At 65.2% G+C, this 13649-nt stretch carries 2 protein-coding genes; both read right to left on the bottom strand.

Going from position 1 to position 13649, the window contains the following annotated elements; all coding sequences use genetic code 11:
* Nucleotides 1-145: 145 nt before the first annotated feature.
* Nucleotides 146-4837 carry a CxxxxCH/CxxCH domain c-type cytochrome gene (locus DESUT3_RS13400; protein WP_221248990.1) on the bottom strand — a complete coding sequence of 1564 codons (4692 nt, stop codon included), beginning with the start codon at nucleotides 4835-4837 and terminating at the stop codon, nucleotides 146-148.
* Between the two features lie 243 nt (nucleotides 4838-5080).
* Nucleotides 5081-13552, bottom strand: a complete 8472-nt coding sequence (locus DESUT3_RS21150) for a CxxxxCH/CxxCH domain c-type cytochrome (protein WP_221248989.1) — start codon at nucleotides 13550-13552, stop codon at nucleotides 5081-5083.
* Nucleotides 13553-13649 lie beyond the last annotated feature (97 nt).

Below are 13649 nucleotides of genomic sequence, written 5' to 3'. Positions count from 1 at the left end.
AAGGGACGCGTCGCCCATACCTGCGCTCTGCTGAAGGCAAATCTGGGCCAACCGTGCGTTGCCATACGCGGAATTTCACACCACGCAAAAGGCCCGGGATCGCTCCCGGGCCTTCCTTTCTGGTAGTTCTCTCCTTATTCCCGGACTATTGACTCGTCTCAAGGTAATTCCATCCGGTATCCCTTGCCGTTTTGCTGTGGCAGTTGTTCTTTACGTAAGGCAGCCAAGTCGAGGTGCCGTTCGGGCCGATTGTGCCGCGTCCCGAGTTGGCGTTGGCGGTCCAGGTACCCAGGGGCTGGTCCAGGCAGTTGGTAATGAGCAGGGCCGGCAGCTTCGCGGCGTGCGGGCTGTGGCACTTGGAGCAGGTAAAGGTGTGGGCCCTGGTTGTGACCCCGTCGGTGCCGATGGATGCAGTATGGGTGGCCGTGGTGTTGCCGCTGTACCAGGTGCTGTACTGGGCTCCACGGGTGCTGTTGCCTTCGGTGCCGCCATACCAGCCGGTGTTTTTTGCCGGAGGTACGCCGCCATCAGCCGGTTGATAGCTAAAGGTGCTGCCAAAGGGTGCGGTGCCCTTGACCTGCTGCCCGGTGGGCCCTTTGTTCTTGCCCCACTGGCTGACATTGACCGAATCTTGTAGAGCCATGAAGAACCCGGTGGTGGCTCCCCGGCGACCGTCGAAGATGTTCCTGGCGTTGGCATTCGAGGCCCCGCCGCCTCCGATGGTCGAGTTGGCATGACCGTTCACCTGGCTGGGGCGCCACAATTTTGCGCCGGTGTAGTAATCCATGCTGTCTACGGAACTGCCGTGGCATATGGTACAGAGGCCCGCAGAATTCGGGAGAGTCTGGGAGTCGGTGGGGCGCCCGCTGTTCTGGTCGATGAAGTACCCCCCCTTGTTTTTCGAGGTTGAAACGTAAAGTCGCGGTACGGGTACGGTCGAGTTGGTTCCATGAGTGTATTTGTTGGCCGCAGGATAGGTGTCCCCGACCAGAGGCGGCATATCCGGCGGGTAGGGGTTGCTCAACCAGGAGCCGCGGACGTAGGGCTTGCTGTTGGGCCCAAAGGTGTCGTGGACGTCGTGGCAATAGGTGCAACGGATCGCCGCCTTGCTCTCCAAGACGGGAGTCCCGGTGTCCGGATTGGGCAAACCTGAGCTCGCGCCCCGCTTTACCTTGCCTGCGACGAGGTTGTTGGCGACGCTGGAAGAATGATCGGAATCGGTAAAACTCACCGCGTGAATCGAAGCCACGGGACGGTCGAGAACGCTGCGATAGCCGTCTCGAATCCAGGCTCCGGAGGTGGTCCAATCTGAAACTTTCACCCCGCCGGTCTTGGCACTGTAGAGCCAGCCGAAGTTGTGGGAACTCACAGAGCCGTCAGCGACACTGGCAATAACCGTTTTCGGCCAGGTGGTGCCATCGGGGTCCGAATTGTAGCCCCACTCGCTGACTGGTGTGGACAGGGAGTCATGACAGCTCCAGCAGACCTCGGCTTCGGTGGTTTTACCACGGATGGCCGCATGAACCAGGGGACGAGCCGCACCATCAACCAGCGCCGCAGCCGGCCCACCGATGCTGATCGAAGACCCCGTGTAGCCGGTAAAGCCCAGCAGGGTTCGCATGTTTCCATTGACGTGGGTTTCGCCCGCTGCCAGCGGCCAAGATGTTGGCGGCAGGCTGATGGCTACCCCCTGGTTGTGCCCTGCATGGCAGCCGCGGCAGTCGCCCGCAGAATAGGTCCCTCCGGTCCCGTCGGGGTCGGTGTGGGGCCTCGCGGCAGTAATCCGGGCTACCGCGGGCGGCAGTGGATTGCTGGTGCCGTCATAGCTGCCGAAAGTCGGGTCGTGGCAGACCCGGCAGCCCGACACGGTATCGTTGTACACACCCCACTGCGGTGTCTTGCCACCATGGCAGGCCGTGCTGCTGCAGGTGCCGTCGTCGGCCTGGCCGGCTCCCGCTGCCCAGTTCACGCCGGCCGGGCTGGCGTCGCCGGCGTAGCGGTTGGCCGCGCCGTTGATCCACAGGTTCACCACGAGGTTCTGATGGAGTTTTCCGGCGCCGCCCCCGCCGGTGGCGGTGTAGGTGGCCGAGACGGTCACGCCCGAGGCGCCGTGGCACTTGTCGCAGTCGGTGTAGTTGCTGTCGTTGTTGGCGTGGTAGGGGTGGCTGCGGGTCACCCCGGCCTGGCCGGGCAGCGGGCCGGTGCCGCCGGTGTTGTGGCAGCTGCCGCAGGTGACGGTCGAGTTCCACTGCGGGGTGGTGACCCCGCTGTGGCAGCGCACGTTGGAGCAGGTGGTGGTCGCACCGGCGCCGGCGGCGCGGGCCGCGGCCAGGTTTTCATAGTTGTAGGTCGCGTTGAACGCCAGGTTGCGGGTGCCGTTCAGGTGGGCCGAACCGCTGGCCCTGCCGGTGCCCGAGGTGGTGGTGTTGTGGCAGGCGCGGCATTCGTCGGCGGTGCCGAAGTCCAGGTCGGTCCCTGGCAGGGAGTTGCTCACCAGGTGCTGGTTGTGCTTGTTGCTGGCCATCGCCGCGGCATGGCAGCTGGCACAGTCGTTGGCCAGGGCGGTGCCCCAGGTGTAGGCGCGCAGGGGGGCAGCGCTCAGACCATTCTGGTGGCAGGCGTTGGTGCCGCAGGTCCCCTTGGCTTGGGTGGTTGAAGTCCCGGTGTAGGTTGAATTCACTATGGTCCAGCTGCCGTTCAGGTGCCCGGTGCCCGGGGCCGAACTGGCCCAGGTGGTGGCGTTGTGGCAGTCGGTGCAGACGATGGTCCGCCCGTAGTTGGCGGCCGAGCCGGTGTGGGCCACATGGGTGCTGTCGGTGGTCACGTCGACGTGGCACATGATACAGGCGCTCAGCCCGGAATTGCGCCAGCCGTAGGTGGTGCTGCCGGTGGCCTTGTTGTTGTGGCAGTCGATGCTGTTGCAGCCGCCGTTGGCAGAGACGAAGGCGGCGCCCGCATCGGCGACGCTGGGCGGGTCGGTGGCATCCCAGATCGGGTTGAAGCCGCCCAGGTCGGCGGTGGAGTCGCCGCCGTTGGCGTTGTGACCGCTGCCGCCGACGCCTGTGGCGTCATTGTGGCAATAGGCGCACATCCGCTTTTGCTGCGCGTCGGTTCCCGGGATGGTAATGGACAGCTTGGCTGCCAGCGCGGTCAGGTGTTTGTCGTGGCGGCCGGAACGATCAGGGTAGGCTGAACCGTTGGGCCAGTACTGGCCGCCACCGCCGTGGCAGAAGTCGCAGCCTCCCGTGGCGGCCGAGTCCCAGGGGGCGTTGCCGTGGCAGGAGAGGTTGCTGCAGGTGCCGGGAGACCCGGTGGCATAGCTGGCGCTGCCGCCGGCCGACGCATGCATGCTGAGGTTGGTGGTGCCGTCGACGTGGGTGGCGTCGGCATAGCCGGCACCGTTGTGGCACAGGGCGCAGGGGTCGCCGGTGGCCGCGACGCTGTCGTCCAGGTGGTTGGCGTGCTTGCCGACCTTGAAGCCGGTCAGGGCGCCGGAAAGAGCCCTGCCGCCGACTCCGGCCGATCCGTCCGGGATGCCGTCGCGGTTGTCGCCGTAGCCGGCGACCTTGCCGTGGCAGGCGCCGCAGGCCGCGGTGGCGGCCGGGTTCCACTGGGGCACCTGGTAGCCGTGGCAATAGAAGGCGCAGGTGGTTGCCCCGCTGGTCTTGGTCTGGGTCAGGGTCAGGCCGGCTGCGGCAGTGTATTTCCCGTTCTGCGGTGCACCAAGGGTGCGGCCGTCGTAGCTGCCCGTGGTTTTGCCGAAGGCGTTGAAGCCGATGTTGATGTTGCCGGCCTTGGGCATCTCGCCGTTGTTTTCCCAGCCGTTATGGCAGGTGTTGCAGGCATAGCCCAGGACAACGGCGTGCTTCTGGTGTTCGCCCCAGGTGCGGGAGCCGGTATCGTCCGGGGCGTCGAGCTGGTAGACCAGGTCGCTGTCCTGGGTCGGCGGGTTGCCGTGGCAGGCGTTGCAACCGGCCTTGAAGCCATCCTTGTGCTGGTGGCACTTGGTGCAGTCCTGACCGTTGTAGTGGGTGAGGTTGCTCTGCCCCGAGGTGTCGTAGCGGTGATAGTTGGTGACCGAATGGCAGGCCTCGCAGACCTTGACAAAATTGACGTCCCGGGCTGCCGAGTCGTCGCCGAAGCCGATCCCGGATGGGTTGCCCTGCTGGTCGGTGGTGGTGAGCACGATGCTGCCGCCGGCCGCCTGGGCGGGGAAGGTGCCGGTGGGGGCGCTCAGGCCGGACTTGACGATCTGCTTGATGTTGCCCGTGTTTTTTCCGTGACAGGTCTGGCAGGTGAAGCCGCCGTACTGGCCGCCGGGAACGCCCCAACTGCCGCTGTGCTTGGTGGTGCCGGGGAAACGGTTGCTGTTGTGCAGGCCCGGGTTGTCGACCCAGGAGGCGAGGGTGATGTTGGAGATGGTCTGGGTCGCAGAACCCGGGTTGGAGAGCCCGTCGCTGGCATCGAGGTAGGTGACCCGCACGTCGTAGGTCGAACCGTTGACCAGGCCGGTGATGTTTTTGACATAGGGACTGGGAGTATTCGAGGCGCCGGCGATCCAGGTGGTCCAGCTGCCGGATGCGGAAAGCTTGTATTGGACGGTGTAGCTGCTGGTGCCGTTGTCGTCACCCGTATAGGGCATGGTGACGCCGATGGCGTTCAGGGTGCTTTGGACGGCCGTGGCGGTTCCGGCAGTGGTGGGATTGGCCGCTTCAGCCCGGATTGGCGTGCCGATGGCGAGGAAACAGAAGAAGAACCATGAAAAAAGTAATGGTTTCGCGGGGCGGCTATTCTCCACGTCCATCTCCTTGCCCATTTTTCCGACAACTGTGGCCATGAAAAGCCTCCTCCATTTAGAGACCAGATTAATTATTTCGTTATTTTAATGCAAATATCAAGCCAGCCGACAGGAGGAGGGGAGAGCTTGTTTATCGAGGGGGGGAAATGGCAGACGGGGAGAGGAGGGCGTTACAAGGCGGAATCGGGAAAGAAATTACGCGCTTTGACGAAACAAGGGGGAGAATCCTTAACTCGGATTCTCCCCCGTGCTTTTTCGCAACTGCTGATTTTCAGGTTTTAGTTACTGTGCGGGCGCCAGTTTGTGCCATCCCGTTGAGGTGCTTTCCTTGCGGTGGCAGTTGTTGGCCTGGGAAACGGACGGGTTGGCCGACCCCAAGGCCCAGGAGGAAACGTTCTTATCCAGGCAGTTGGTGATCAGCAGCGCCGGCAGGCCAGTGGCGTGGGGGCTGTGACACTTGGAACAGGTGAAGCTGTGCGCCATTCCCCCGCCGCTGCCGTCGGTGCCGATCCCATTGGCACTGTACCAGGTGCTGTACTCGGCCGGCTTGGAGGAGGGATCGCTGTTGGGTGTCCCGCCGTACCAGCCGGTCACGTTAAGGGTCGGGTTGCTGGTGTCAAAGGCCTTGTCCATGCCGCTGCTGTTCTGGAACGGACCGCCCTCGAGTCTGTTTTTTCCCCATTCTCTGCCTTGGGCGACGCCGGACTGATGGGCCATGACCCGATTGGTTTGGCCACGGGTAGCATCGAAGATGTTCATGGCGTTGGCATGAGCCGCCCCCTCGCCGCCCAGCGTGGAGTTGGCGTGGCCGTTGACCTGGCCGGTGCGCCACATGGTGGTGGTGGTGTTGCTGTAGAAGTCCATGTTGTTGACGTCCTTGCCGTGGCAGACCACGCAGATGCCGGCGGTCTCCTCGAGACTGTCGTAGCTGGGGTCGGTCGTCGGGCGGTTGCTGTTGGCGTCGATGAAATAGCCCCCCTTCATCTTCGAGGTCTGCGAGTTGGAGAAGAGGCGTGGCGTGTCGTAGCCGCTCGAGAAGGTCCTGTTGTTAGAATTGTAGGTGTTGTCGTTATAGGTGGTGTTGTAGGCGGTTTCGTAATTCGAAAGCGGCGGCAGGTCCGGCGCATAGGGGTTGCCCATCCAGGTGCCGCGCAGGTAGGGGCGGCCGGTGCTGTTCTCAAAGACGCCGGCGGCCGTGTCGGTCATGGCCTTGTTCAGGTCGTGCACGTCGTGGCAGTAGCTGCAGCGGATGTTCTGCGGCACTTCCTGCGCAGCAGGCACGACGACGCCGCTCCCGTTGATGGCGGTGGCCACCGAGGATTTCTGCTTGGCCGGATCGAAGTTCACCGAGTGCACCGAGGTGATGCGCCGGCTCAGGATGTAGTCGGGGTAACCGGCCTCGGGGTAGTTGTGATGCTGGTAGCCGTCCCGGCGATAGTGCCCCCAGCCGTTGCTGTCCACCCACTTGGAGGTGGCATTGGCGCTGTTGTAGGTGCCGGAGCTGTGGTTGCTGGTGTAAAGGTAGCCGTAGTTGTACGAGCCCCTGGCGCCGCTGTCGTCCCAGTAGGTGTGGCCGGTGGGGGAGGTGGTGTCGGGGGTGATCTTGGTTTCCGGGAAGTTCGCCCCGTTGGTGTCGTAGTTGTAGCCCCACTCGTTGACCTGGCTGTCGGTGCCGTGGCAGTTCCAGCAGATGTCCGCCTCGGTGGACCCGCTGGTCGAGGCGCCGCCGAGGTGGATGCCGCCGGTGACCGGGAACATCAGGCCGAGTTTCATCGCCATGTTCTCGGATTCCACCGTGGCGGTCCCGGGGTTGTCCCAGCTGGTGGTGGGTTCGGGAATTTCCACCCCGCCGGTATGGTAGGGATGACATTTCTGGCACTGGGTCATCCAGTTGGTGGTGGTGCTGATGGTTTCACCCTTGGTCACCTTGAGATGCGAGCCGAAGCCCTGCGCGGCCATGCCGGTCCCTTCGTTGTCGGGATCGACCACCGTCGGGCCGAGGTAGGGCGCCATGTGGCAGGCCTCGCAGGAGAGCGGCTGGTGCGAGCCCCAGATCCCCGGGTCGTTGGCCGCGTGGCAGAGGCTGGTGCAGGTTTCGGTGCCGTGGTCGTAGGTCATGCCGCCGAAGTCGACGTAATCGGCCAGATCCACCGGCGAGGTGCCGTGAGAGGCGCCGATATGGCCGGGGTGGGTGCCGGTGTTGGCGCCGCCGCCGTGGCAGCTCTCGCACTTGTTGATGAAGGCGTTGATCATCTTCTCGCTCAGCGAACCAGAGGCCGCGACCATGTGTGCATCGTGCTCACCGGTGGCGGGGGCCGCGTTGGTCAGGGTCCCGTTGTCGGTGCCGTTGTTGTGGCAGGTGGTGCAGGTGGCCGGGCCGCTGTTCCAGGGCGGCGTCTCGGTGCCGTAATGGCAGGCCACGTTGGTACAGGTGCCGTAACCGTCGTAGATGGCGCTGGGAGCGAATTTCCCCGTCTCGCCCATGGTCGAGCCCTTGTAGGTCGCCGCGGCGCCGGTGTTGGGCGCGCCGGTGAGGTCCCAGCCGACGCTGCCGTTGACGTGGCCGTTGCTGCCGGGCAGGGGATTGACCGTGCCGTCGCCGTGGCAGACGGTGCAGGCCTGGCCCATCTTGCCCACGTGGGTGGTGTGGCTGTAGCCCGGCGGGGTGTTGGTGGCGCTGGTGCCGTGGCAGGAGTTGCAGGCGATGTTGCCGTTCCACTGGGGGTTGGTGCCGCCCATGGTGTCGGTGCCGCCGTGGCAGTAGATGTTCTCGCAGGTCATGGTCCCCTGGCCGGTCGGGGTGACGACCCCCTCGTAGGAGACCCCGTCCTGGCCGGTGTAATGGCCGGTGATGGCGGTGGCGTAGTCGATGTCGGCCGGCTGGCGTCCGAAGACGTCGAACTTGTGGTTGATGTCCTGCTTGCCCCCGACCACCTTGGGCATCTCGCCTACGTCGCGCCAGCCGGCGTGGCAATAGACACAGGGGTATTGGAGCACCACCACGTGCTTGTAGTGGGTGCCCGGGGTAGTCGACCCGGTTGCTCCCGGGATGTCGGCCAGGCCGTTGGGGCCGCCCAGGGTCGCCTCCAGCGGCGGATTGCCGTGGCAGCCGGTGCAGCTGGCGGTGAAGCCGAGGCTGTGACGGTGGCAGTCGGTGCAGTCCCGGTCATTGAAGTGGTTGTACACCGCCTGACCGGTCAGGGGGCCGGCGCCGTCGGGGTCGGCCTCGGTGTCGTAGCGATGGTACATTGTGACGGAATGGCAGACTTCGCAGGCCCGGGTCGAGCCGGTGCGGCCCGCCCCGATTTTGCTGTCCGCCGGATGGGCGTCGGTCCCGAGCGGGTCGTCATTCCCCCAGTCGTCGGAACCGGGGCGCTGGTCGAGGAAGCTGATGGTGAGGCTGCTCAGGCCCGATGTCCCCCAGGTCGGATCGTCCGAATCGGCGGGCATGTCGATGGCGCCGCGCAGCCACTTGACGTTGGGGCCGCCTTTTTCGTGGCAGGTCAGGCAGTCGAAGTTGCCGTACTTGGAACCGTCATCGCTGGTACCCCAATTGCCCTGGGTCACGGTGTTGCCGTCGCCGTCGACGGTGCCGCCCCACTTGGCCGAGTTGGTGGTGACGCTGTTGTGGGTGATGGGCGAGACCAGGAAGACGACCGTCTCGGCAGTCTCGCTATCCGAGCCGCTGTCGCTGCTGACTCTGAGGGTGGTTATGTTGGAGTTCCACTCGGGCGCGCCCGCTTTGGCGGAAACGGCCAGTTCCAGCTGGGCGGACTGGCGTCCCGCCAGGGTGATGCTCGCGGATTTTTTGTCCCCGGCCACGCTGAAGGCCGCATCGGTGATGCTGCTGGGATCGGGGAAGTAAGACGGGTCGAAGTTTGTCAGGTTGCTGTCCCCATCCATGGTGACGGTGAGCGTGGAGGCGCCGCAGTTGAAGCTGTCCTCGTTACGCACGGTGACGGTAAAGGGGATGGCCCGGCCGGGGCCGACGTAATCGAGGTCCTTGGCGAACTTGATGCTCGGCGGGTTGTACACGCAGGCGTTGTCGATCTCGATCAGGTTCACCGCGGTGATCACGTTGCCGCAGTCCGGGTCGGTGCCGGACACCTCGAAAGTCACCGCCTGGGGAGTGGTCGTCCCGTAGGAGCGGCTGTCCCAGGAAGCCGGATCGCCGATGACCTGCCCGTTAATCTTGTAGGTCAGGCCCCCCGCCGCCACGTCGCCAGTGGTGCTGGCCATGGCGGTCAGATCGACGCTGCCGCCGCCGGTGGACTGCCCGGTAAGGATGGTGATGGTGGAGGGGTCCGGGTCGGAGCAGCTGTTGTTGACGGTGATGGTGCCGCTGGCGCTGAGCGACTTTCCGCCGCAGTCCGGGTCGGTGCCGAAGACTTTCAGGGTGACCGAGGCGGAGGTGCCGTCGGGGACCACCGAGTAGCTGTTCCAGGGGTTGAGCACGTCGATGCCGTTGATCTGGAAATGGAAGGTCCCGACGTTGCCCGTGTGATCGAACAGGGCGTTGAGGCTGGACGCCGAGCCGCCGATCGTCTGCCCCGAGTGGACGGTAATGGTGGACGGGGTCACATCGGTGCAGCTGCTGAAACTGAAGGTGTTGGTCTCAGGTTCCACACCGGATCCGCGGACGCTCAGCGCATAGTCACCGTCGCTCCAGCCGGTGGTGGCGATGCTGGCGGGGGAGGCGCTGCTGGTGTTGTTCCAGGTCTCGCTCATGCCGCTGACGCTGGCCGGCATGAACATGAAGTTGTCGAACACGGCGGTGCAGTTGGCGGCGGTGGTGTGGGAAGTGACCGCCAGACCGATGTTGACCGGGTCGGTCATGTTGACCGTGTCATTGCCGACCAGTACCCAGCTGATGCCGTCGTTGGAGTAGTAGCCGAAGAAGTTGTTCCCCGTGCGCTTCAGGCGCAGCCACTTGGGCTGGCTGACCCCGGCGGCGGTGGTGGAGTAGGAGGTGCCCCCGCTCAGGCGCCGGCGCTGGAAGCTCACCCCGTTGTCGGGGGTCAGGACGATCATTGCATGGGGGCTGTTGTTGGCCAGGCTCTGGCGCACCATGATCCCGCCCTTGGCCCAGCCGTTGACCGGCTGGACCGAGTCAACCTTGACGTCGATGGTGAAACTGCCGCTTTTGCCCCCCTGGTAGAGGAAGGCGAAGGCATCGCTGTTGCCCCAGATGTCGGCGCCCCGCCCGGTCAGGCTGAGCTGCTCGTTGACCACGCTGGGGGCCGGCGTGCTGTTGCCGCCAATATCGGTCTTGCTCCACTTGGAGTTCAGGGAGAAACCGTTGAACCCGTCGCTCTCCCGGCCCAGGGCGCGGTACTGGCGGACCGCGGCGCCGAGATCGGTGACGTAGAGGTTCTCCGGGTTGATGGGGTTGCCGTTGGTGGTCTGGCCGTCGGGGATGTCGATGTATCCCGAGCCCCCGCCTCCCGAGCCGGGCGCTCCGCCGCCGCTGCTGTCGACGCAGGTGGGGTCGACGGTGAGTTTGACCCCCTTGGGGCCCAGGGCGGCCACGGTGGTCGTCTGGTCGTCATCGCCGGTGAAGATGCCTCCGGCCGAGGGGTCGGCATTGGCATCGAGGGTCGCGATGAAGAAGCCGTCGGTCTTCTGGCCGGCCTCGCGGGGCCAGAGGTTGATGGTGTGGGGCCCGCTGGAGACCGTGGTGCAGTTGCTGCCGTTCTGGGTGTCGCTGTCCCAGGACCACTGGTTGTCGGCGGTCTGGGTGATGGTGCCGACCAGGCTGCCGTCGATCCCCCAGAAGGTGGAGTCGCCGCCGCCTGCCCCGGCGGCATCCAGGGCGCGGATCCAGATGCAGTAGGTGCCGCCGCTGGTGAAGTTGACCGGGTAGTCGGTCCGGGAGCCGTTGGGGGTGGTGCCGGTGCCGCCGACCGTGGTGCTCAGGTAGCCGCCGGAGGAGGTGCGTCCGCTGGCATCGGCCAGGGGGGTGGTAACCACGGTCCACTCCCAGGGAGAGGGGGCGGTCATCTGGGTGTAGTTCTCCGCCTCGATGTAGGTGCCGGCGGGGTTGATGTCATAGTCGCAGGTGGCCGGCAGGGTGATGGTGATTGACCTGCTGACCGCGGCGGAGATGTTGCCGGCGGAGTCCTTGGCCCAGGCCTTGAACGTGCGCGAGCCGTCGGTGGAGGCGGTCAGTTTCAGCGGCGGGGCGCCGAGCCAGCGCGGGTCGCTGGGCCCGCTGGGGTCGGCATCGACCCCGCTTTCGGTGATCATGTAGCCGGACACCCCGGTATTGCTGGCAACGTCCGGGACGTTGTCCACCGCGCCGTAGGTGGAGACATTGAAGGTCAGCGAAGAAGAAGTCCCGGGGATGGTGAAAGTCACCACCGGGGGGTTGGTGTCAACTTTGACGGTGACCACGTGAGTGGCCGGAGCCGAAACATTGCCGGCCTCGTCCTTGGCCCAGGCGTAGAAGGTGACGCTGCCGGTGCTGGCGGTGGTTACGCTGGCCGGCGGGTTGGCTTGCCAGCCCGCGTCGCCGGCTGCCGGCGGAGTGGCGCTTTCGGTGACCTGGTAGCCGGCCACCACGCCGCTGTTGTCCGAGGCGAAGAAGGCGCTGACCGGGATGGGGGAGAAGGACGAATCGGGCATGGTGAAGCTGTCGACGGTGGGCGCCGTGCCGTCGGCCGACACCGTGACCACCTGGCTGCGGCTGGTCGAGACGTTGCCCGCGGCGTCCTTGGCCCAGGCATAGAAGGTGACGCTGCCGGTGCTGGCGGTGCGGATGTGGGTCGGAACCGTGCTTTGCCAGCCGGGATTGCTGGCGGCCGGGGCCGCGGGAGACTCGGTGACCAGGTAGCCGGTGACGCCGATATTGTCGGTTACCGAGAAGGCCAGCACCGAGATGGGGGATACGGCCGTCGCTGGCAGGGTGAAGGAGTTGACCGTCGGCGGAGTATTGTCGACATAGAAGTCGAAGGTCCCCACATCGTTGAGCGCCGTGCTGCAGTTGTCGGCACCGAAGATGTCCAGGCGCAAGGTGGTGGCGTCGGGCCAGGGCGAACCGCCGTTGGTGGCGGCGCTTTGGGCGGCGGTGGCGTTGCCGGTGAAATAGACGGTGCCGGCCCGGCCGGGGCCGTGTACCAGCACTTCATCCAGGGCGATGTCGCCGAGGTAGCCGGTTCCGTAGGCGAACTTGAAGCGCAGGCTGACGTTGCCGCTGCTGTAGCCCAGGGCCTCCAGGTCGACGGAGGCTGATTTCCAGGAGTTGCCCTGGTTCCCAGTTTTGGACCACACGGTGGTCCAGCCGCTGCCGCTGTTGGCCTGCAGTTCCAGGGAGCCGATCTGGCTGCCGTACATGTGATATTTGAAGGACACCAGCAGTTCGTTGGCGTTGGCATTGAAGGCCCCGACATGGGTCAGGTAGCGCACCGCAGGCCGGGCCAGAGCCGTGGCCGAGTCGGACGCTTCGTAATAGAGGAACGAGCCGGTGGGTGCAGTGGCCGGGCCGGTCCCGTCGGAGCGGGTGCTGATGCCCGTGGCCAGGTCCCGGTTGCCGGGCGGGTTCCCCTCGTTGTCGGTGGTCCACTTGGCGCTCCACCCCTGCGGGTCGCCGCTGGTGAAGGACTCCAGCTCGTGGAGCTCGGGGGCCAGCAGTTGGCTGACGGTGTAGGTGGAGACCGTGGCGCCGTTGGCGCTGACCAGGGAGGTGAGGTTGACCACCTGGCCCGAAAGCTGGCCGCCGTCCACCGTGATCGGTCCGGTGGTCGGGGCGCAGGGGCCGGTGGTGACGTTGGCTGTGTTGGAAGCATCGCTTTCGCAGTTCAGCGCCTGGTTGAAGCCCTTCACGGTGTAGTTGTAGCCCGTGCTGACGGTGACGGCCAGGTCGGCATAGCTGCCTGAGGTGCTGGTGCCGATGGGGGTCCCGTTGCGGTATATGGTGTAGTAGTCGTTGTTGGTCCCGTCGTAGCTCCAGGTCAAATCGACCCGGCCGCCGTGAGGAGCGACCGCGAGCAGGTCGGTGGGGGCGCTGGCCGCACAGAGCCTTTGCTGCAGGGAGACGGCGACGATGGCCGTGCGGCTGCTCCCCGATCCCGAACTGGTGGAGATGCTCAGCGGAGTGGCGCTGGTCGTGGCAGTGCGGTCGTCGACCACCATGGTGTGGGAGTTCCCGCCGGCATCGTGGCGCACCCTGTTGCTGAACCCCGTGCTGGGGGTGGAGCTGGCCTGGTTGCCGTTGAAGGCGACCACGTAGACGACCTTGTTCCCATCGGCGTTGTTGAGGCTTGCCGTAATGGTGGAAGAGTTGGAGGTGTTGGCGTTATGGGCGAAAACCGGCTGGGTCTGGTCCACGTTCGCGTAGGCGGCCGCGGCCACGACGTACTGGTTGTCGACGTTGGTGTTGACCACGATGCTGTTGCCCGAGGCGTTGCTGATACAGGTCTCGTTGCAGAAGCCGAGCCAGGCGATGTTGGAATAACCTGCACCGCGCACCGCCGAGTTGATGGGCGTGACCAGTTGACCGCCGTAAGTCACGGAACTGACCGTGGCAGCTTGGTTGGCGTCCTCGCCGGTCACCGCGACAAGGATGACGCGGTCGCTGCCCGCCGCCGGGGTGAAGGCGAGGTTGGCCTGCTGGGTCTTGCTCCAGCTGCCGAGGAGGGCAACGGGCGACGCCGCCCAGGCCGTTGCGGAGCCGGCCAGGATCGCGAGGGCCAGAAAGAGGCCGACAAGAATACAGCAGTCGCGCTTCCACCAGCTTGCGAAAACATCTTCTCTCATTTTTTCCCTCAACATTTTTTTATCTTGGCTCACAGGGTCTCCGATGCGGATTGGGGCCAATCTTAGGCCAGTTCCCTTTTTAGGGGCGTCCTCCATG

The organism is Desulfuromonas versatilis, from assembly GCF_019704135.1.
Classification (GTDB): Bacteria; Desulfobacterota; Desulfuromonadia; order Desulfuromonadales; family NIT-T3; genus Desulfuromonas_A; species Desulfuromonas_A versatilis.
The sequence above is the reverse complement of the archived record's forward strand: the minus strand, read 5'-3'. Positions and strand labels throughout refer to the sequence as shown.

What these genes read in the sequence shown, in the direction of transcription:
- DESUT3_RS13400 (WP_221248990.1), bottom strand. Translation starts at nt 4,837, where the DNA reads ATGGCCACAGTTGTCGGAAAAATGGGCAAGGAGATGGACGTGGAGAAT.
- DESUT3_RS21150 (WP_221248989.1), bottom strand. Translation starts at nt 13,552, where the DNA reads ATGAGAGAAGATGTTTTCGCAAGCTGGTGGAAGCGCGACTGCTGTATT.